The organism is Aquicoccus porphyridii (assembly GCF_008369105.1).
GTDB classification, from domain to species: domain Bacteria; phylum Pseudomonadota; class Alphaproteobacteria; order Rhodobacterales; family Rhodobacteraceae; genus Aquicoccus; species Aquicoccus porphyridii.
In genome coordinates, this window is sequence record NZ_VINQ01000005.1 from 155,360 (window position 1) to 176,505 (window position 21,146).

Annotated in this window: 19 protein-coding genes; 4 read left to right on the forward strand and 15 right to left on the reverse strand. The window is 65.0% G+C overall.

Annotated elements, in window-relative coordinates; translation table 11 throughout:
• Positions 1-4: 4 nt before the first annotated feature.
• The 4 genes from FLO80_RS09470 to FLO80_RS09485 are packed head-to-tail and all read right to left on the reverse strand — an operon-like array spanning position 5 to position 3,692.
• On the reverse strand, positions 5-1,315 hold the full coding sequence (locus FLO80_RS09470; RefSeq protein WP_111366080.1) for a TRAP transporter large permease: 1,311 nt from the start codon (positions 1,313-1,315) through the stop codon (positions 5-7).
• Positions 1,312-1,878, reverse strand: coding sequence for a TRAP transporter small permease subunit (locus FLO80_RS09475; protein ID WP_146611039.1), 567 nt, complete (start codon positions 1,876-1,878; stop codon positions 1,312-1,314). Before FLO80_RS09475 ends, FLO80_RS09470 begins: the two co-directional genes overlap by 4 nt.
• A 57-nt stretch (positions 1,879-1,935) precedes the next feature.
• Positions 1,936-3,009, reverse strand: a complete 1,074-nt coding sequence (locus FLO80_RS09480; protein WP_246156631.1) for a C4-dicarboxylate TRAP transporter substrate-binding protein — start codon at positions 3,007-3,009, stop codon at positions 1,936-1,938.
• Between the two features lie 20 nt (positions 3,010-3,029).
• Positions 3,030-3,692 carry a TetR/AcrR family transcriptional regulator gene (locus FLO80_RS09485; protein ID WP_111366077.1) on the reverse strand — a complete coding sequence of 221 codons (663 nt, stop codon included), beginning with the start codon at positions 3,690-3,692 and terminating at the stop codon, positions 3,030-3,032.
• A gap of 210 nt (positions 3,693-3,902) precedes the next feature.
• On the opposite strand from FLO80_RS09485, the gene FLO80_RS09490 reads away from it, so the two are divergent.
• Complete coding sequence (locus FLO80_RS09490; protein WP_246156632.1) at positions 3,903-4,331, forward strand: arginine transporter; 429 nt, start codon at positions 3,903-3,905, stop codon at positions 4,329-4,331.
• A gap of 14 nt (positions 4,332-4,345) precedes the next feature.
• Here FLO80_RS09490 and FLO80_RS09495 read toward each other — a convergent pair whose 3' ends face one another.
• From FLO80_RS09495 to FLO80_RS09525, 7 genes are all read right to left on the reverse strand, one after another.
• Positions 4,346-5,476, reverse strand: coding sequence for a M20/M25/M40 family metallo-hydrolase (locus FLO80_RS09495; protein WP_111366075.1), 1,131 nt, complete (start codon positions 5,474-5,476; stop codon positions 4,346-4,348).
• Between the two features lie 2 nt (positions 5,477-5,478).
• Positions 5,479-6,651 carry a M20 aminoacylase family protein gene (locus FLO80_RS09500; RefSeq protein WP_111366073.1) on the reverse strand — a complete coding sequence of 391 codons (1,173 nt, stop codon included), beginning with the start codon at positions 6,649-6,651 and terminating at the stop codon, positions 5,479-5,481.
• 19 nt (positions 6,652-6,670) lie between these two features.
• On the reverse strand, positions 6,671-8,332 hold the full coding sequence (locus tag FLO80_RS09505) for a dipeptide ABC transporter ATP-binding protein (protein ID WP_111366071.1): 1,662 nt from the start codon (positions 8,330-8,332) through the stop codon (positions 6,671-6,673).
• Positions 8,329-9,219, reverse strand: a complete 891-nt coding sequence (locus FLO80_RS09510; RefSeq protein WP_111366069.1) for an ABC transporter permease — start codon at positions 9,217-9,219, stop codon at positions 8,329-8,331. The genes FLO80_RS09505 and FLO80_RS09510 overlap by 4 nt, the downstream gene beginning before the upstream one ends.
• A complete protein-coding gene (locus FLO80_RS09515) occupies positions 9,216-10,160 on the reverse strand; it encodes an ABC transporter permease (RefSeq protein WP_111366066.1) in 945 nt (314 codons plus the stop codon). The genes FLO80_RS09510 and FLO80_RS09515 overlap by 4 nt, the downstream gene beginning before the upstream one ends.
• A gap of 119 nt (positions 10,161-10,279) precedes the next feature.
• Positions 10,280-11,902 carry an ABC transporter substrate-binding protein gene (locus FLO80_RS09520; RefSeq protein WP_246156633.1) on the reverse strand — a complete coding sequence of 541 codons (1,623 nt, stop codon included), beginning with the start codon at positions 11,900-11,902 and terminating at the stop codon, positions 10,280-10,282.
• Positions 11,903-12,014: 112 nt separating this feature from the next.
• Positions 12,015-13,589, reverse strand: coding sequence for a M81 family metallopeptidase (locus FLO80_RS09525; protein ID WP_246156634.1), 1,575 nt, complete (start codon positions 13,587-13,589; stop codon positions 12,015-12,017).
• Positions 13,590-13,796: 207 nt separating this feature from the next.
• On the opposite strand from FLO80_RS09525, the gene FLO80_RS09530 reads away from it, so the two are divergent.
• Together FLO80_RS09530 and FLO80_RS09535 are read left to right on the forward strand one after the other, a co-directional pair.
• Positions 13,797-14,534: an IclR family transcriptional regulator gene (locus FLO80_RS09530; protein WP_223145475.1), complete on the forward strand. Its 738-nt coding sequence runs from the start codon at positions 13,797-13,799 to the stop codon at positions 14,532-14,534.
• Positions 14,535-14,548: 14 nt separating this feature from the next.
• Complete coding sequence (locus tag FLO80_RS09535; RefSeq protein ID WP_111366063.1) at positions 14,549-16,873, forward strand: penicillin acylase family protein; 2,325 nt, start codon at positions 14,549-14,551, stop codon at positions 16,871-16,873.
• 4 nt (positions 16,874-16,877) lie between these two features.
• Here FLO80_RS09535 and FLO80_RS09540 read toward each other — a convergent pair whose 3' ends face one another.
• A complete protein-coding gene (locus FLO80_RS09540; protein WP_111366060.1) occupies positions 16,878-17,531 on the reverse strand; it encodes a flavin reductase family protein in 654 nt (217 codons plus the stop codon).
• 1 nt (position 17,532) lies between these two features.
• Positions 17,533-19,206 carry a urocanate hydratase gene (gene hutU, locus FLO80_RS09545; RefSeq protein ID WP_111366058.1) on the reverse strand — a complete coding sequence of 558 codons (1,674 nt, stop codon included), beginning with the start codon at positions 19,204-19,206 and terminating at the stop codon, positions 17,533-17,535.
• 241 nt (positions 19,207-19,447) lie between these two features.
• Between hutU and FLO80_RS09550 the strand changes: the two genes are divergently transcribed.
• Positions 19,448-20,140 carry an NAD-dependent deacylase gene (locus tag FLO80_RS09550; RefSeq protein ID WP_111366055.1) on the forward strand — a complete coding sequence of 231 codons (693 nt, stop codon included), beginning with the start codon at positions 19,448-19,450 and terminating at the stop codon, positions 20,138-20,140.
• A gap of 49 nt (positions 20,141-20,189) precedes the next feature.
• Here FLO80_RS09550 and FLO80_RS09555 read toward each other — a convergent pair whose 3' ends face one another.
• A complete protein-coding gene (locus FLO80_RS09555; RefSeq protein ID WP_111366052.1) occupies positions 20,190-20,675 on the reverse strand; it encodes a copper chaperone PCu(A)C in 486 nt (161 codons plus the stop codon).
• A 60-nt stretch (positions 20,676-20,735) separates the two neighbouring features.
• Positions 20,736-21,056: a hypothetical protein gene (locus FLO80_RS09560; RefSeq protein WP_111366050.1), complete on the reverse strand. Its 321-nt coding sequence runs from the start codon at positions 21,054-21,056 to the stop codon at positions 20,736-20,738.
• Between the last annotated feature and the right edge of the window lie 90 nt (positions 21,057-21,146).

Genomic DNA, 21,146 nt, shown 5'->3' on the forward strand with positions numbered 1-21,146 from the left:
CAGGTCAGATAAGCCCGGTGGCAAGCACCGGAAAGGCAAGGACAAGGGCGAGAACGACCAGCATCATCAGCGCGAAAGGGGCGGCGCCGATGAATATGTCGCCGAGCGTGATGTCGGGATCGTCGAGCGCGGACTTGATGACAAAGACCGATATGCCGAAGGGCGGGGTCAAGAGGCCCACTTCGACGGCGATCACCGTGACGATGCCGAACCAGATCAGGTCGACCTCCATGCCGCTGACCACCGGAAGCATCAGCGGCACGAGGATCAGCATGATGGACGAACTGTCGAGAACCGCGCCCATCACGATCACCAGCAGGACATAGGCGAGGATCACCCCCCAATAGCCGATATCCGCCCCGGCGACGAATTCGCCAAAGCCCGTCGGCACGCCGGAGAGGGCCAGCATGCGCGAATACATCTGCGCCGCGATGATCAGGAACGAGATCGAGGCCGTGACCAACCCGGTATCGGTCAGCACCTGCCAGAAATCGCGCCACGAGAGCTTGCGCCGCAGCACGCCGATCAGGATCGCCCCGCCCGCACCCACGGCACCCGCCTCGATCGGGGTGAAGAAGCCGCCATAGATACCGCCCAGCACCAGCCCGATCAGCGCCACGATGGGCAGGCCCTTGGCGACCAGATCCCCCGGCGTGAGATCGCTTTCGGCCCGGCCTGCCGCGACGCCGGGGCCCAGCCGCGCAGGCCACAGAAGGGCGGTCAGCCAGATACCGACCCCGAAGGCCAGCGCCAGCAATATCCCCGGCACGATACCGGCGATGAAGAGGTCGCCCACCGATTGCTCGGTCAGAAGCCCGTAGAGGATGAGCAAGAGCGAGGGCGGGATGAGCATGCCCAGCACGCTTGATCCAGCCACGACGCCGACCGCGAAGCGCTTGGCATAGCCGTGGCGGATCATCTCGGGCACGGCGATGCGGGTGAAGACGGCGGCGCTGGCGATGGAAATGCCGGTAATGGCGGCAAAGATCGCGTTCGCCCCCACCGTGCCGACACCCAGGCCCCCCCTGAGCCGTCGGAACATGTGGTTGGCCACGTCGAACGCATCGCGCCCCATGCCGGTCACGCTGACCACGTATCCCATCAGCACGAAGAGCGGCACGACACCGAAGAAATAGGATGAAATCGTCTCGCTCGCTGCCAGCGCCAGCAGCTTCCCGGCCAGAAGCGGCGAGCCCTTGATCGCCCAGACCCCGAGATAGGAACACAGCATCAGGGCGAAGGGCACCCAGAACCCGGCATAGATCATCACCACCATGGCGCCGAAACTGGTCAGGCCGATCTCGAACGGTGTCATGCCTGCGCCCCCCGCATCAGGCGCAGGAACGCCGCCAGCGCGTGCAGCGCCAGTTGCACCAGAAGCGCGCCACATCCGACGAGGATGATGAGCTTGACCGGCCAGATCGGCGCGGTGAAGGCGCCGATCGTGCCCTCGTAGGTGCCCCGGGTCCAGGCCCGTTCGAAAAGTGGCCAGGAGGCCGTGATGATCTGCCAGACCAGAAGGATCGCGGCGAGTGAAAAGAACATCTCGATCGCCTGGCGCACGCGCGGGCTGTGCCGTTCGACCCAGCCCAGCAGGATGTCGGTGCGCGTCAGCCGCCCCTGCCGAAAGGTCTGGGCCACCTGGAGGAACACGATCGCCACGATCGACATCGAGACCATCTCGGGCACGCCCGAGATCGGCGCGTTGAAGGCCCCGCGCCCGATCACGTCGGCATTGACGAGGAGCATCAGCCCGAGGATCAGAACCGTTCCCGCCACGTTGAGCGCACCGGTCACCAGATCGACACCCCGACGGGTGGCCAGGAACCAGCCGGGCAATGCCTCGGTCTCGTCGTTGTCATTCATCGATTCTGCCATGACTGCTCCGGCCCTTCCCGGCCCCGAAACATTCGGGGCCGGGACATGGCGTTGCGGTTATTCGCGATCCCAGTCGCGCACCGGTTCGGCCCCCGCCGCGCGCATCGTATCCATGTAGGATTTGAGCACGGCGCTGCCGTTCTTGCCCTCGGAATCGAGCCGCGCGGCCCAATCCTGTGCAACGTTGTTCATGCCCGAGGCCCATTCTTCGCGGAACGCCGGATCGACTTCGGTGATGGTCGCACCCTGCTCTTCCATCATCGAAAGGAACATCGTGACCGACGCATCGAGGTCTTTCTGATAGGCTTCGGCATCGGCCTTGGCCCCGGCCTTGAGCGCGTCCTGAACCACCTCGGGAAGGCTGTCATACCAGTCCTTGTTCGCGGCCAGCCCGCCGGCATATTGCGCACCGAACCCGACCTTGGTGATATAGGGTGCCACCTCGTGAAGCTTGCCCGGCAGCGCGGCACTGGCAAAGACGATCACGCCGTCATACACCCCGGTCTTGATCTCGTTGTAGTAGAGCGTGAGGTTGCCGCTCACCCCCACCGCGCCCGTCCCTTCGAGCCAGTTGACGGCCGGTCCGGGTGCGGCGATCTTGTGACCGTCGAGATCGTCGATACTCTCCACCGGAAAGGTGGTCATCAACAGGTAGTCGTCGATCCCGATGCCGCCACCGAGATATTCGAGGCCGTTTTCCTCCCATGCCGCGCGCATGTCGTCGTTGGTGGCCTGCAATTCGTCCATCCAGCCGCTGACCAGCGTGGAATCGCTCGACACGAAGGGGGTGAAATAGGTCACGTTCTGCGGGCTGAGCTTGGCCGGATCGAAGAGGGACGAGACCAGCCCCACCTCGGCCAACCCCGCCTCGACCGCCTCGAGCTCGTCGCCCACCTTGGCCAGCGACCCGCCATATTGTTCCGACCACGTGATGCTGTGCCCGGTGCCCTCAAGCGCGGCTTCGACGGCCGGGATGAAGGTCTGGCTGGCATGTTTCACCCAGCGAAAGACCGGCGGATGCCCGGCCACGATGGTCACGTTGAAATCCTCGGCCTGAACCTGCGGCGCGGCCAGCGCCCCGCCCACGGCCATGGTGGCCAGCGCCACGCCCTTTAGAATGAAATCCTTCATGGTTTCTCCTCCCCTTGGTTTCATGTTGTCACCAGCGCCCGGACACCGCCGCAGATGAACGGCACGATCCGCGCCAGCATCGCATCGGCATCGCCATCGTCGCACAACCCGTCCGACAGCCGCTTGGGCCGTCCGGTCTTGGCCATCATCGTCATGCCCACGCCGATCGCGAACATGTAGGCCCAGACCGCATCGGCCCGGCCCAGCCCCGGCTCGGCCTCCTGCAAGGCGGCAATGTAGTCATGCGCGATCGGATCATAATAGGTCTCGGTCATGTCCCGCGCCAGCGGGTCGTTGGAATTCGCCATCGACACGAGAATCCGGGCAAAGCCGCCACCATCCTCGGCCAGTTCCAGCCCGGTCTCGATGGTCGGGCGGAACAGCGCCTCGACGATCTCTTCCAGGTGCAGCGCCCCTTCGGCTCTCAGGTGCGCCAGCCGTTCGGCCCGTGCCGCGTTGATCTGTCCCGAGCGCCGCGCCACCATCTTTTCAAAGAGCCGCGCCTTGTTGCCGAAATGGTAATGGATCAGCCCCTGCGCCACGCCCGCACGCTCGGCAATCTCGCGCAGCGCCGCGCCCTCGTAGCCGGAGCTTGCAAAGACCAGCTCTGCCGCGTCGAGGATCGCATCGGCGCGCGCGCCGCCCGGCGCCTCGCGCGCCTCCTGTTGCGCTTGCTGTGTCACTCCCCCTCCCCAGGCAACTGACTGATCGTCCAGTCAAACTCACCTCGCTCTCGATTCGTGTCAACCCGGTGTCTTCACATGGCTGCAAATATCTCGGGGAGCGCGAGGGGCGGCGCCCCTCGCATCCACGTCATCGTTTCGCGCCGCGGGTGATTGAATTTCGCGCCCGTTTCCGCCATGATCTGCGCAAAACAACGAGGCACCGAGCATATGCGCCCCATCGTTTCCCTGATCCTCATCCTGTCACTGGCAGGATGCGCCGGTGGTTATCACCGGGCCAAGCGTGAAATGGCCGCCCCCACGGCGCGCGTCGTCACCCCGGCGGGGACCACCACGGCCCTGGCTGGCGCGGTGGTGATCGCCCCGGCCGCCGCACCCGTCGCCAAACCCTTTGCCACCGGCCCGATCCAGCGCGCGTGCCTCGCGTCGGATCGCAAGGCCCGCTCGCGTGAATTGTGCGGCTGCATTCAGGCCGTCGCCGACAAGACACTTTCGGGGTCGGATCAACGCCTCGCGGTCAGCTTCTATAGCGATCCGCACCGGGCACAGGACATCCGCCAGTCCGACCGGGACAGCCACCGGCGATTCTGGACCACCTATCGCGAGTATACCGACAGGGCCGAACGGACATGCCGGTAAAGCAGTCGTGGAGTTCAGCTCAGACGCATCAGCATCCCGGCGATAAGGCGCCCGCGCTCGGCGAGGCTTGCAACCTCGATATGTTCGGTCAGCGTATGCAGGCCCTTGCCGCGCACGCCAAGTGAATCGAGCGTCGGGATACCCATGAAGCCGGTGAAATTGCCATCCGACCCACCGCCCGAGCTTGTCCCCGTCAACTCGAACCCGAGATCCCTGGCCAGATCCTTGGCGATCTCGAACATCGCCATGGTGCCGGGTTGGTCGGGCTCCCACACGGGGCGTGTCACGCCGCGGGTGATCTCGAAGGAGACGCCGTTCTCTTCGCCCGCCAGCGCCATCAGCCGCGCCACCCCGTCATCGAGGTCGCCTTGGGTCTTGGCCATGCTCAGCGCCTCGGCTTCGCAGACCGACGACACGCAATTGACCCATTGCCCGGCATGGATCACGCCCACCGAAAAGGTGCAGTCGTCGCCGGTCATCGCCTCGATCTCGATGATCTTGCGCGCCATCGCGGCAATCGCGGATTTGCCTTCCGACAGGCGCGCGCCCGCGTGGCTGGGCAGACCGTGCGTGCGCAGGTTGAAGCGTGCGATCGCATAGCGCCCGATCACCGCGCCGCCATCGTCGCGGGCGGGTTCGGGCACGAGCACGTATTTGTTGCGCGCCGCCTCCGCCTCGATCAACTCGCGCGTGGAGGGCGTGCCGACCTCCTCGTCGGGGGTAAAGAGCACCGTTACCGGCAGGGGCGTCTGCATCCCCGCCGCGATCAACTGGCGGATCGCCTCGACGCTGGCGTAATTGCCGCCCTTCATGTCCATGATGCCGGGGCCATAGCAGATATCGCCCTCGCGCTTGAACGGCAGCACAGCAAGCGTGCCGATCGGGTGCACGGTGTCCATGTGGCCCACGATCAGGATGCCCGGCTCGCCCTTGTTGGGATGCGGAAAACGCGCACGCACGCAGCCGCCAAAGCCCATCCGGCCGGGGATACGCTCGATCTCGGCCATCTGGGCAAGGTCATAGGCGGCGAGGTCCATCATCCGGTCGACCGCGGCGGCGTCCCAGGTCGGGCTTTCGCATTCGATCCACGGGCGGAGGCCCGCAAGCATCGCATCGGCGTCGAACGGCAGTTTCAAAGGGTCCATGTTCATGCGCCTCCGACAGGCATGCGACGCTCGACAACACGTGCCATGATCGACGCGCCCACCGGCAGGATTTCGGGGTCGAGCATGAAGCCCGGGTTGTGCAGCGGCACCGTGCCGCCATGGCCCAGCCGGCAATAGGAGCCGGGCACCACTTTGAGCATGTCGGCGAAATCCTCGGACCCGGTGGCCGGCTCGGCCTTGTCCGACACGTTCTCGGCACCGACGATATCGGCCGCGGCCTCGAGATAGGCATCCGACAGGTCGCTGTCATTCATCAGCACGTCGAAGATGTTGCGCAGATCGACCTCGATCTCGACGCCATAGGCGCGGGCCATGCCGTCGCACAGATCGCGCAGCCGGGTTTCGGCCAGTTCGCAAACCTCGTCCTTGAAATAGCGGATCGTCCCGGCCAGCGTCGCGGTGTCGGGCACCACGTTATAGGCGCTGCCGGCGTTGCTTTGGGTCACGGAAAAGACGCAGGAATCGAGCGGCGCGACGTTGCGCGACACGATGGTCTGGATCTGCGCCACGAGCATCGCCGCAATGACCAGCGGATCGCGCGATTGCTGCGGCATCGCCGCATGGCTGCCCCGGCCCTTGATCTTGATGTCAAAGAACGACGCACCGGCCATCGCCGTCCCCTTGCAGATGCCGACCTTGCCCGGCTCGCCGTTCGGCCAGTTGTGCATGCCGAACACCTCGTCACAGGGAAACTTGTCGAACAGACCCTCGGCCAGCATGCCGCGCGCGCCGCCCAGCCCCTCCTCGGCGGGCTGAAAGATCAGGACGGCGGTGCCGTCGAAATCGCGCGTCTTTGCCAGGTGCTTGGCCGCGCCCAGAAGCATGGTGGTGTGACTGTCATGGCCACAGGCATGCATGACGCCCTCGTTCTTCGACGCATAGGGCAGGTTGCTTTCCTCGTGGATCGGCAGCGCATCCATGTCGGCGCGCAGCCCGATCCGGCGCTCACCGCCGCCCTTGCCCTTGATCAGGCCCACGACGCCAGTCTTGGCAATCCCGGTATGGACCTCGTCCACGCCATATTCGCGCAGCTTTTCGGCCACCACCTGCGCGGTGCGTGCTTCGGTAAATCCGATCTCGGGATGGGCGTGCAGATCCTTGAAGATCGCGGTCAGTTCCTCTTTGCTCTCGGAAATGATGGGTAGAACGGCCATGTCGTGTCCTTCTTTCTGGTCAAGCGGATGGGGGCGCCGATGTGGCGGCCCTTCCGGATTCTGAAAACGGGCGGAAATTGGCGAAATCCCAATGCCGCCCCGGCGCGGCAGAGATCAGCGCCTTGGTATACTCCTCGCGCGGATCGCCCAGAACCCGGCCTGCGGGGCCGTATTCCACGACCCGGCCATGTTGCATCACCATCACCTCGTCACAGATCTGCGCCGCCACGCCCAGATCATGGGTGATGAAGAGGATGCCAAGGCCCAGCCGCTTCTGCAATTCGGCCAGCAGGTCGAGAACCTGTGCCTGCACGCTCACATCGAGCGCCGAGACCGCCTCGTCCGCGACAAGGATGTCGGGATCGACGGCCAGGGCGCGTGCGATCGCGATGCGCTGGCGCTGCCCGCCCGAAAACTGGTGCGGGAAACGGTCGACCGCGCTGGCCGGCAGGCCCACCAGCTCGAGCAACTCGCGCGCCCGCTCGACCGCCTTGGCACGCGGGACGCCGAAATTCAGCGGCCCCTCGATGATCGACTCGCCGATCTCGCGCCGCGGGTTGAGTGAGCGCATCGGGTCCTGGAACACGATCTGGATCTTGCGGCGCCGGGCCTTGAGGTCACGCTGATGCATCTGCGCGATGTCCTCGTCGCCGACCATGATCTGCCCCGATGTCGGATCGATCAGCCGCATGATGCACCGCGCCACGGTCGATTTTCCCGACCCGCTCTCGCCCACGATGCCCAGCGTCCGGCCATGTTGCAAAGCCAGGCTCACATCCTGCGCGGCATTGACCTCGCGGCTCTTGAAGATGAACCCGCTGCCACCATAGGTCTTGCACAGGCTCTGCGTGCTCAGCACCACCTTTTCCGAACTGTCCGGGCTCGCGGCGCGCGGCACGTGGCTTGGCACCGAGCGCAAGAGGTCGCGGGTGTAATCGGTCTGCGGATGGCGCAGCAACTGGTCGAGGGGCTGGGTTTCCATCACCTCGCCCAGCTTGAGAACGGTCACGTCCTCGGCAATTTCGGAGACCACGCCCATGTCATGGGTGATGAACATCACCGCCGTGCCTTGCTCTTCGCGCAATTCGCGAATGAGCGACAGGATCTGCGCCTGCGTGGTCACGTCGAGCGCAGTAGTCGGCTCGTCCGCGATCAGAAGTTGCGGCCGCATGATGAGTGCCATGGCGATCATGATGCGCTGGCGCTGCCCGCCCGACAGTTGGTGCGGGAAACTGCGATACATCTTGTCCACGTCGGGCAGATGCACCGCCTCCATCATCTCCATCGCGCGCCGCTTGCGCTGTGACTGGGACATGTCGGAGTGAAATTCCAGCACCTCCTCGATCTGCGCGCCGACCCGCGCCACCGGGTTGAGCGCGGTCATCGGCTCCTGAAAGATCATCGACATCGCCGTGGCGCGCAGCTTGCGCAGCCGTTGCGGCGTGGCGGTCAGAAGCTCTTCGCCCTTCATCCGGATCGACCCGGCATGCGGCACCAGCACCTTGGGCAAGAGCCCCATCGTGGCCAGCGCCGTCAGCGATTTGCCCGACCCGCTTTCCCCCACGAGACACATGGTCTGGCCCGGCTTGATCTCCATGTCGAGCCCTTTGACCACCTCCTGCTCGGGGTCACCGTTGAGCGCGATGCGCAGGTTCTCGATTTCCAGAAGATTGTCGCTCATCTGTCGATCCCCCGTTTTGCCATGCGCGGATCGAGCGCGTCACGCACCGCGTCGCCCAGAAGGTTGATGGCGAGGATCGCCACCGAAACGACGATCCCGGGCCAGAGCACGATGCCGGGATTGATCTGGAAATAGATCCGCCCCTCGGCCATGATGTTGCCCCAGCTCGGCGTCTCGGGATTGATGCCTGCGCCAAGGAACGACAGGATCGCCTCGACCAGGATCGCCGAAGCGCAGATATAGGTGCCCTGGATGATCAGCGGCGCGATGGTGTTGGGCAGCAGGTGCCGCCGCATGATCAGCCATGTCGACGACCCCGCCGCGATGGCGGCCTCGACATAGGGTTCCTCGCGCGCCGACAGCACGACCGAACGCACCAGCCGCACCACGCGCGGCACCTCGGGGATGGTGATCGCGATCAGAACGGTCCAGATGCCCGCCCCCCAAAGCGACACGATGGCAATCGCCAGAAGGATGTTGGGAATGGCCATGAGCCCGTCCACCATCCGCATCAGAATCGCGTCGAGCCAGCGGATATACCCCGCCAGGAGGCCCAGCATCAGACCGGACGCAACCGCGAACACCGCCGCGCCCAGCCCCACGACAAGCGAAATGCGCCCGCCGTAGATGATGCGCGAAAAGAGATCGCGGCCGTAGGCATCGGTGCCCAGCCAGTAAATTTCGCTCGGCGGTTTGAGGCGTTGTGCGGGCGTCAGCCGCACCGGGTCATGCGGCACCACCCATGGCGCGAACAGCGCCGACAGCACGATGATCGCCAGGATCAGCGAGGCGATGAACACGAACGGGCTCGAGAACACGATTTCGCGCACCCGATCCAGAGGTGAAACCCGCCCGTCCCCGGGTGTGAATACGGTCTGGTCTGTCATGAGTAACGGATCCTCGGATCAAGCAGGACATAGGCGATGTCGATCAGCAGGTTGATGACGACATAGATGAGCGAGGCCAGAAGGATCACCGCCTGGATCACCGGGTAATCGCGCGCCAGCACCGCATCGACCGTGAGCCGCCCCAGCCCCGGCAGGTTGAACACGCTTTCGGTCACCACCACCCCCGAGATGATCAGGGCAAAACCGATCCCGATCACGGTGATGATCGGCACCGAACAGTTGCGCAGCGCATGGCGCATGAGCACAAGGCGCTCGGGCAGGCCCTTGGCGCGGGCGGTGCGGATGTAATCGTCACCCAGAATTTCAAGCATCGAGGTCCGCGTGATCCGTGCAATGAGCGCGATATACAACAGCGTGAGCGTGAAGGTCGGCAGCGCAATGCGATGCAGGAACTGGCCCAACCCGTCGCCGATGGGCCGAAAGCCCTGCACCGGGAACCAGTTCAACTGCATCGAGAACAGCGAAATCATCAGATAGCCGATCACGAAGACCGGCACCGAAAAGCCCAGAACCGAGATCAGCATCACGAAACGGTCGATCAGCGTGCCATGCTTCCATGCCGCGATCACGCCCAGCGGCACGGCGATCAGAACCGACAGGATGATCGTGGTCAACGCAAGGCTGATCGTCGGCTCCATCCGCGCGGCGATCAACTCGATCACCGGCTTGCCGGAAATCACCGAGGTGCCGAAATCGCCCTGAAACAGGTTGCCGATCCATGTGATGAACTGGATATGCAGCGGATCGTTGAGACCCAGCGCCTCGCGAATGCGTTGAAGCTGTTCCGGCGTCGCGGTGTCGCCCGCGATGATCGCGGCCGGATCGCCGGGCGTGAGCCGCAGCATCAGGAACACGAAAAGCGCCACGAATCCCATCACCGGCACGGCGGCAAGGATACGTTGCACGATATAACCGAACATCGGCACTCCCTTTCAGGTTCTCGGCCCGCAGGACCGCCCGGTCAGGCAACAGGCGACCGGGAAAATCTCTGGAAAACCGGCCCCGCATCCGGGCGGGTGCGGGGCCGGATCGTCACGGATCAGTTCTTGGAGATGTTCCAGAAGAACGGCGCGGGGCCGTCCAGAACACCCTCAAGGTTGCTTGTCCATGCCGACGGCACGAAATACTGGCCGATCGGGGCATAGACGCCTTCGTCATAGGCGACCTCCTGGATCTTGGCCGCAATCTCCTGCTGCTCTTCGAGCGAACCCGAGGTCGCATAGGCCATGCGCAGCTCTTCAAGCTCGGGCACATCGGGCCAGCCGAACCAGCCGCCATCGGGGCCCTTGCCGTTGACCATGTTGTTGACCAGCGGGTTGAACACATCGGCGCCCACCCAGTTGGTCATGAACATGTTCCAGCCGCCGTCGGCAATCGGTGCCTGGCTGGCGCGACGTCCCACGAGAGTTTGCCAGTCCATCGCCTGCAGATCGACCTCGAAGCCCACATCGCGCATGGCCTGCGCCACGACGACAGGCTGCGTGCGCAGCGTGCCCACATCGGTGGGGTGCATGATCACGATGGGCGTGCCGTCGTAACCGGCCTCTTCCAGAAGCTGCCGGGCCAGATCCTGGCCATTGCCCTCGGTCAGCGTCTCGGACCCGACATCGGTGGCCAACGGTGTGCCGCAGACGAACATCGCCCCGCACAGGCTATAGAGATCGGGGTTACCGATCATCGCATCGAGCACGTCCTTCTGATAGACCGACGCGATCGCCGCCTTGCGGATCAGCGGGTTATCCATCGGCGGATGCAGCGCGTTGGGGCGCATGATCGTCTGATAGCCAAGCACATTGAGATTACGCACCTCGAGTTCCCCGCTTGCCTCCAGAACCGGCAACAGGTCGGACGGCGGGCTCTCCCAATAGTCGATTTCGCCGGCCATGATCGCGTTGAGCGTGGTCTGGTCATCGGGCATCACCACCCATTCGACCCGGTCCACCTTGACCACCTTGCCGCCTGCCGACCAGCTCGGTTCTTCATCGCGCGGCACGTAATCCTCGAACTTCGCGTAAACCGCCTTCACACCCGGCTGAAATTCTTCCTCCACCCATGTGAACGGGCCCGATCCGATCTGCTCGGGGATCGGCTCGGTCGAAGGTGTCTCGGCCAGGCGCTTGGGCATGATGAAGGGCACGTTCGACGACGGCTTGGCCAGGCTGTCGATGACGAGGCCATAGGGTTCCTTCATGTTCATGACAAAGACGTTGTCACCGTCCTGACCCATGCTTTCGACGAAATCCATCAGCACCTGGCCCATCCCGTCACGCTCGCCCCAGCGGGCGATCGAGGCGGCAACATCGTCACCCGTGACCGGGCTGCCATCATGGAACTTGAGCCCCTCGCGCAGGGTGAAACGATAGGTCAGGCCATCGTCCGAGACGGTCCAGCTATCGACCATCTGCGGCTGCGGCGTCATGCTTTCGTCGAGCGCAAAGAGCGTGTCAAAGATCATGTAGCCGTGGTTGCGGCTCATGTAGGCGGTGGTCAGGATCGGGTCGAGCACCCGCAATGCCGAGTGTTTCACCGCGACGAGCGTCTCCGCGCTCAGCGGCGCGGCGACCATCGTGGCGGCGGCCAGGACGGCGGCGCTCAGCCCGGTGCGGCGCAGGCCCGCGCCGATGCGGCCCGGCATGCGTTTCAGATCAAGTGGTAGGGTCATGTTCATCTCCCGTTGGTTGAAGGTCTGCGCCGGGTTTGGTGGCCCTTCTATGGCGCGGTTGGTTGCTCGGATCTCGGCGTCGCACGTCTTGCGCGGGCCGAAATTCACTGTATCAGCTCTGGCTTGTCTCCCTCTCTTTCCCGGTTTGCACCCCGGTGCGGGGCTCGAACGCGGCTCCCAGCGGCTCGAGCCGCATGCCCGGTGCCAGCCGCTTGAACGGCAGGCTTGCCGGGCTGATCGGCATTGGCCCGGGCGCCACGCAGGTCAGGATCGTTTCGGCGATCATATCGAAATCGGCCCGGAAATGCACCGAGCTCTTGTTGACGAGGATATCCTGTTTCGTCGGTTCGATCCCGACGGAACGATACATTTCCTGATCGGCCATCTGCGCCTTGTGGCTGGTCACGACCACCCGCACATCGCCGATGCGCAGGCAGGCCGACGGCCCCATGTCGAGCGGCGCGCCGCCATAGAACGGCCCCGACGCCACCAGATGCCCATCCGAAAGCGTTTCAACCACGAACCGCCCCTCGAACGGCGCATCGCCGGGGATGTTCGAGAATCCGCCCAGCGCGATCTCGATCTCGGCGCCCTCGCCCGCCGCATGGGCGGCGGCGGCCGCGCGCGGGTCGACCATGTTGCCCAGCGCGCCGCTGGCCTTGTTGCGCACCATCGCGGCCAACATGCCGGTGGTGTTCGAATCGCCCCCCGCGCCGGGATTGTCCTGCGTGTCGGCGATCACCACGGGCCGGGTGGCCGTCCGCGCGATGCGCATCGCCTCCTGCACGCCTTCGTCCGGGTCATAACTCTTCCCGGCAAACGCCTCCTCGGCGGCCAGCACGGCGGCTTCGATCCGGTCTGCCGCCTCGTCCGCCGCGCCCTGGCTTTCGCCGTACGAGATCACCGTCGGACCGCAACCCGGAAAATCCGCCGCGGGAAAGCCGAAGAAGAACGATGTGCTGCTGACCTCGCCCCCCTCGCATTCCGTCACGAGATCATAGATTGCCTTCGCGGGGTCCGCCCGCGTGCTCTGCCACGCGATCGGGACCAGGAAGGGCAGGCGTCGGAACGCCTTGGCGAAAGGCGCGCCACGGCTCATCAGCCGGTCAAGCTGTTCGGCCGCGCGGCGCCCGGTTTCGCCCATGTCGACATGCGGATAGGTGCGGAACCCAACGAGGACATCCGCCGCTTCGACCATTTCCGCCGTGATATTGCCATGCAGGTCGAGCGCGCAGGCAATCGGCACATCCGGCCCCACCGCCGCGCGCACCCGCGCGATGAGCGCGCCCTCGCCGTCGTCGACATGCTCGGCCACCATCGCGCCATGCAAATCAAGGAAAATGCCGTCCAGCGCCCCCGCCGCGGCAATCCCCTCGACGATCTCGTCCGATATCCGATCATAGGCATCGCGTGTCACATGCGCCGACGGGATTGCCCCGGTCCAAAGCACCGGCACCATGTCCCAGCCCGCGCCTTCGCCATGCTGCACCGCACCGCCGATTCCAAGATTGATCCCGCGCCCCCGGCTCAGAACATCATCGCCCCTTGCCATGGGCATATAGCCGCCGCCCTGCACGAAATCCTCATGCGCCGCCTTGGTGGGGGCGAATGTATTCGTCTCATGCAAGAAGCCTGCAAGCGCAACTCGGCGCATGTCGCTTTCGTCCCTGTTCTTGTCCCCGGCCATCGACCTTGCAGCAGGATGCTGACCCGACGTCGGTCAATCTCTGTATTGCAAGGCAATATGGCTGCATTGTATGCCTAGCGTAGAGTTGTGAATTGGCCCCTGTCAACGGCCAAACAGAAACGGGACGCTACGTTGCCACGAAACACGACACGCGCCGAACCCGGATTGCGCGGCCTGACCGAAAATGATCGCTCAGGCCCGCTTTTTGTGCGCTCTCTGGAAAAGGCGATGCAGGTGCTGGCGGCCTTTCATCATGCCGACGCCCCCCTGTCGTTGTCCGAGATCGCGGCGCGGGCGGGTGTCGATCGCAGCACGGCACAACGGATGGTGCACACCCTGCGGTCCATGGGCTATATTCGCCGCTCGGGCGATGGGCGCGGCTTTGTTCCGGGCATCCGGCTGCTCGATCATACGCTCGATTACCTGCGACTCGACCCGCTGGTGCGCCGCGCCACGCCGGTGCTTCAGGAACTGCGCAAGGAGGTCCGCGAAAGGGTCGACCTGTCGCTCTTCGACGATCTGCGCGTGGTCTATGCGGTGCGCCTGCAAAGCAAGCGCCAGACCTTTTACACCACCCTTGTCGGCCACAGCGTGCCCAGCTTTTGCAGTTCGGGCGGCTGGGCGATTCTCTCGCGCCTGCCCGATGACCGGGTGCGTGACATCCTCGACCGGTCCGACCGGCGCCCCTTTACGCCGCACACCCTCACCGAGATCCCCGAGATCCTCGACAAGATCGCCGAAACCCGTGCCAACGGTTACGCGCTCACTCTCAACCAGATCCTGCTGGGCGAGATCGCGGCCGGTTTTCCGGTGCTCGACGCCAATGGCGAACCTGTCGCGGCGATCCACGTGGCGGGCTCGCTCGCCGAATGGACGCCCGAGGATTTCGTCAACCGCAACATCCCGCTCGCACTCGAAGCGGCGCGCGCCATCAGCCAGTATTAATTAAGCGAGGTTCCATGACACAGCTTGCCCTGCCCGGCCTCAACGCCCCCGCCAGTATCCGCATCGACCGCTGGGGCCTGCCGCATATCCGCGCCGAGAACCCGCGCGATGCCTTTTTCGTGCAGGGGTTCAACGCCGTGCGCGACCGGCTCTGGCAGATCGACCTCTGGCGCAAGCGCGGGCTGGGTCTTCTGGCGGCAGATTTCGGCCCCGGCTACCTGATGCAGGACCGCGCCGCGCGGCTCTTGCTTTATCGCGGCGACATGGCGCCGGAATGGGCGGCCTATGGCCCGGATGCCGAGGAGATCTGCACCACCTTCGCCCGGGGCATCAACGCGGGCGTCGATCTGGTGCTCGACGGCACGCTACCGCTGCCGCCCGAATTTGCCGAACTGGGCACCAAACCGGCCCATTGGGCACCCGAAGACGTGGTGCGCATCCGCACCCATTGCCTCGCCCGCAACGCCACGTCCGAACTGGCAAGGCAAAAGGTGCAGGCGCTCGCCTCGCCCGAGGTCGATCTCTTGCGCATGCCGCTTTCGCCGCCGGTGCCGGATGACGAATGGGCCACGATGGACGGGACACCCCTGCCCGACGATGCGCTCACCACCTATCTTCTGGCCACCGCACCCGTGAGTTTCAGCGCCGAACGCCTCGCCGCCACGCTCGACGAGGCACCGCTCTGGTCGGCGCTCGACCCGGCGCTCAACGTGCTGCGTCACGAAACCCCACCCGAGGGCTCGAACAACTGGGCGCTGGCGCCGTCGCAAACCGCCACCGGCCGCGCGATCATGGCCAGCGATCCGCACCGCGCCCACGCCGCGCCCTCGCTGCGCTACATGGTGCATCTCAGTGCCCCCGGGCTCGACGTGATCGGCGCCGGCGAACCTTCGTCGCCCGGCATCATGGCCGGCCATAACGGCACCGCCGCCTTCAGCCTCACGATTTTCTGCGCCGATCAGGAGGATCTCATGGTCCATGAGACCCTGCCCGACACGCCGCATAGCTATCGCTATGGCACCGGCCACGAAGAGATGACCCGCATCGACGAGGTGTTCACCGTCAAGGGCGCGCCGGATCAGACCCTGCCGCTTTACTTCACACGGCATGGCCCGGTGCTCTGGCAGGATGAAGGCCGCAACCTTGCCTTGTCACTGCGCACCGTGTTCACCGATCCCGGCACCGCGCCCTACATGGCCAGCCTCAAATCCATGCGCGCCACCACGTTGAGCGATTTCCGCGAGGCGCTGGAGACATGGGGGGCGCCCTCGGTCAACATGGTCTATGCCGACACCGCGGGCGATATCTGCTGGCAGGCGGCGGCCTATGTGCCGCGCCGCAATGGCTGGCGCGGGCTCGCGCCGGTGCCAGGCGATGGCCGCTTCGAATGGCAGGGCTACATGACCGCCGCCGAGCTGCCCGCAACGGTCAACCCCGAGGATGGCGTGGTCTGGTCAGCCAATGAAATGAACATCCCCGACGGTTGGAACCACGCCGCCGCGACAGTGGGCCATGAATGGCTCGAAGACGGGCGCGCGGAACGGATTTCGGAACGGTTGCGCACGGGCACGGTCAACGACATCGCCGACAACTGCGCCCTGCAAACCGACACCCATTCGGGATATTCCGCGCGCCTTGTGGCACACATCCCGGCGCAAGCCCCGGACGCGGCGCGCGCCCTGCTTGGCCACTGGAATGGCCACGCCGATGCCGACAGTGCCGCCGCCCTTTTGGCCGAGATGTGGCTCTCAAGCCACCTGCGGCCCGCGCTTCTGGCCCGTGTCGCCCCCGACCCCGCATTGCGCAAGTGGTTCGGCTCGGGCTCCATCGCCACCGTGGTGCGCATGCTGGAAGGGCGCCACCCCGGCCTCGCCCGCGTTGCCGGTCTCGACGATGACGCCGCCCGCGACACGTTCCTTGCCGAAACCCTCGCCGCCGCGTGGGAGGATGCCGTGACGCGCTTCGGGTCAGACCCCGCGACATGGCGCTGGGGTGACCTGCACAAGGGCTGGTTCGACCACGCGCTCACACCTTTGGGAACGGATTTCGATGTCGGCCCGCTCGACAAGGGCGGCAGTTCCACCACGGTCATGATGGCCCATTACGAGGCCAGTGATTACCGCGTGCGCATCGGCGCATCGGTGCGGATGGTGGTCGATGTCGGTGCATGGGACAACAGCGTCTGGATCAACGCGCCGGGCCAGTCGGGCCTGCCCGGCACGCCCCATTACGACGATCTCGCCCCGCTCTGGGCGATGGGGGATTACGTGCCGATGCCCTATTCCGAAGCGGCGGTCGAGGCCGCGACGGCCACGCGGATCGACCTGTTGCCCGGCTGACGGCTCAGGCCTTGCCTTCGAGGCCCGCCGCCGCATCGACACTCGCGCCTGGAATGCGCATCTCGAACACGTCGCGGATGACGGTGTAATCGTAATACCCCATCCGCGCGATCGGTGCGATCCGGGGGATGTCGAGCTTGCCGTCGGGGGTCAGAACCTCGTCGGCCACATGGATGCGCGCCACCTGGCCATAGACCACGTCCACCGACCCCACCGGGCTGTTGCCGGGCAGGCGATGGGTGGCGATATACCGACATTCGAAATGCGCCGGGCTTTCGGCCACGCGCATGCCGGGTGCTTCGGTCGCGGGCGCCTTGGTCACGCCCGCACGCTCGAACTCGTCCTCGCCGGGGTCCAGTGCCATGGCGCTGATATTGACCGCCTCGCGCAGGGCATATGTGGCCATGTTCCAGACGAACCAGCCGGTTTGCTCGGCATTGATCACCGTGTCCTTGCGGCGGCCATCGGGATACTGGTTGGCGGCGAACATCACCATCGGCGGATCGAATGTCAGGTTCTGCCACTGGCTATAGGGGGCAAGGTTATGCACCCCGTCGACGCTCACCGTGGAGAGCCAGCCGATCGGGCGTGGCACGGTGCAGCTCTTGAACGGTGAATACGGAAGCGGGCAGGCCTCCTTCCCCGGCGCATATTCCATGTCAGTTCCCCAATATCCCGGGCAGGCGCAGCCCGTGTTCTTTCGCGCAATCAATCGCGTCCTCATACCCCGCATCGGCATGGCGCCACACGCCCGAGGCCGGATCGTTCCACAGCACCCGCTCCAGCCGTTTCGCAGCCTCGGGTGTGCCATCGGCCACGATCACCATGCCCGCATGTTGCGAAAAGCCCATGCCGACACCGCCGCCGTGATGCAGGCTCACCCATGTCGCGCCCGACGCGGTGTTGACCAGTGCGTTCAGAAGCGGCCAGTCGGAAACCGCGTCGCTGCCATCCTTCATCGCCTCGGTCTCGCGGTTGGGGCTCGCCACCGATCCGCTGTCAAGGTGGTCGCGCCCGATCACGATGGGCGCCTTCAATTCGCCACTGGCCACCATCTCGTTGAACTTGAGGCCCGCCCGGTGCCGGTCACCCAGCCCGATCCAGCAGATCCGCGCCGGAAGGCCCTGGAAAGATATCCTCTCGCGCGCCATGTCCAGCCATTGATGCAGATGCGCGTTTTCGGGGAAAAGCTCCTTCATCGCCTGGTCGGTCTTGTAGATGTCCTCCGGGTCGCCCGACAGCGCACACCAGCGGAACGGCCCCACGCCACGGCAAAAGAGCGGCCGGATATAGGCCGGAACGAAGCCCGGAAAGGCGAATGCGTTCTCCAACCCCTCGTCCTTGGCCACCTGCCGGATGTTGTTGCCGTAATCCAGCGTCGGCACGCCATCGTTCCAGAAATCGACCATCGCCTTGACATGCACCTTCATGCTCGCCCGCGCGGCCTTTTCCACCGCCTTGGGATCGCTCTCGCGCTTGTCGCGCCACTCGGCCATGCTCCAGCCCTGCGGCAGGTAGCCATTGACCGGATCATGCGCGCTGGTCTGGTCGGTGACGATGTCGGGCCGCACACCGCGCGCGTGAATCTCGGGAAAAATATCGGCGGCATTGCCCAGAAGGCCCACCGATTTCGCCTCGCCCGCCCTGGTCCAGCGGTCGATCATCTCCAGCGCCTCGTCGAGGCTCTCGGCCTTCTCGTCGAGATATCCGGTGCGCAGGCGAAAGTCGATACTGTCGGGGTTGCACTCCACCGCGAGGCAACAGGCCCCGGCGAACACAGCGGCCAGCGGCTGCGCGCCGCCCATCCCGCCAAGCCCCCCGGTCAGAATCCAGCGCCCCTTGAGGTCGCCGCCGTAGTGCTGGCGCCCGGCCTCGGCAAAGGTCTCAAACGTGCCCTGCACGATGCCCTGCGTGCCGATGTAAATCCATGACCCGGCGGTCATCTGGCCATACATCATCAGCCCTTTCTTATCGAGTTCGCTGAAATGGTCCCAATTGGCCCAATGCGGCACGATGTTGGAATTGGCGATCAGCACACGCGGCGCATCCACATGGGTCTTCACGATGGCCACCGGCTTGCCCGATTGCACCACCAGCGTCTCGTCATCCTCCAGATCCTTGAGGCCCGCGACGATCCGGTCGAAATCCTCCCATGTGCGCGCCGCACGTCCGATGCCGCCGTAAACCACCAACTCATGCGGGTTCTCGGCCACGTCCGGGTGCAGGTTGTTCATCAGCATCCGCATCGGTGCCTCGGTGAGCCAGCTTTTGGCGGTGATCTCGGGGCCAGTGGGCGGATAGACGTCGCGCAGGTTGTGGCGGGGGTTGGTCATGCAGGCCTCCTTTGGGTGGCGAAGGATCGTTGCGAACAGGGGGCAAGGGTGGCGCATGGATTCGCCACCTTGCTTATATGTTTACAATTAGCTATTATGTATGCACATAATATGTCAAGCAGGAGTTTGCCCCTGAAAATCAGGGGGCAGCGACAGGCCCAGCGTTCGGCTCCGGCCCGGTTCCCATCCGCCGCGCCCGCCCCTAGAGTGGCCAGCAGACCAACCGTTCAAGAAGGCAGAAATGACCGACAAGATCGTGATCCTCACCGGCGCGGGCATCTCGGCGGAAAGCGGGCTTGGCACCTTTCGCGACGAGGACGGGTTGTGGACCCGCTATGACCTCGAAGAGGTGGCCACGCCCGAGGGCTTTGCCCGCAACCCCGGCTTCGTGCATGAATTCTACAACGCCCGCCGCGCCAACTGCGCGCGCGCTGAACCCAATGCCGCCCATGCCGCACTGGCCCGGCTCGAACGCGACCACCCCGGCGAGGTGGTGATCGTCACGCAGAATGTCGATGACCTGCATGAACGCGCTGGTGCTACCCGCGTGATCCACATGCACGGTGCGCTCTCAGGGGCGCTTTGTGCCGCCTGCGACCACCGCTGGCCCGCGCCGCACGTGATGCAGACCGCAGACCCCTGCCCCGCCTGCGCCACCCCCGCCACGCGCCCCGATGTCGTGTGGTTCGGCGAAATCCCCTATCATATGGACGAGATCATGAACCACCTCGCCACCTGCACCCGCTTTGCCGCCATCGGCACCAGCGGCGAGGTCTACCCGGCGGCCGGTTTCGTGCAACTGGCCAGTGACGCCGGGGCGCATACGGTCGAGTTGAACCTCGACCCTTCCTCGGTCGTGTCGTCCTTCTCCGAAACCTGGCCTGGCCCGGCCACGCAGGTCGTGCCGGACTGGGTCGCAAGCCTGCTGAGATAAGCAAGAGAATGGGCGCCCCGGCATCACCCGGGGCGCACAGTCGGGCCGTTCAATCGCCTTGCTTGTGCTCCATCTGGCCATGCATCGGCGTGCGCTCCAGATCCACGGGCACCTCGACCTGTACCTCCCCGGCCTTGTCGAACACCAGCGTGAGCGGAATGATGTCACCGTGCTCGAACGGCTCCTTGATGCCAAAGAACATCAAGTGGTGGCCACCACGTTTCAGCACGATCTCGCCATCCCTGGGCAGGGCAAAACCCTCTTCGACATGGATCATCCGCATCACCCCGTTGTCATCCTCGCGATGGGTGTGCAACTCGACCTTGTCGGCCACGTCCGACCGGACATCGACCAGGCGATCATCGGGGCCGTCATGATTGTGGATGACCATGAAGGCGGCGCCCGAACTCGACATCATCGACGACGCCCGGGCATAGGCGTCATGCACCTCGATCCCCTCGGCAAATGCAGGCAGTGCGGTCAGGCTCAGAACGGCGGCAGAGGCGGCCACCATGATACGGGTCTTGAAAGACATCGCGTCTCTCCTTTTTCAGATTTTCGAATGGATTGGAACTCTCGGTGACGCCCACCGGCGTCACACCGAACCCACGGGCGGCCCGCGCGCCCGCGCCACCGGCCCATCCAACGAGACCGCCCGCGCCATGCCTTCCGGGTGCAGCCGAACACCCTTGTCCATGTGCCGCGTGACCAACTCCGGAAGCGCCCCGCCCGCGACGAAAAGCGACACCGCGCAGTCGGGACAGATATGGCCGGGGCCGACCGGCTGGCCGTTCTCGTCCACCAGCACGCTGATCGGCCCCGCGCCCGTGCACAACACGATGTGCCCGGCGGCGTCGGGCATTCCCCGCGCCACCGCCGCACTCTGGCCCGTCAGGGCCAGCACCAGGGCCAGCATCAGGCCAAGCAAGGGTCGCAACCTGCGTTTCATGTGCCCAGATATAGGCCCCATGGCATCCCCACGAAAGCGGCAAAACGCCGCCAGACC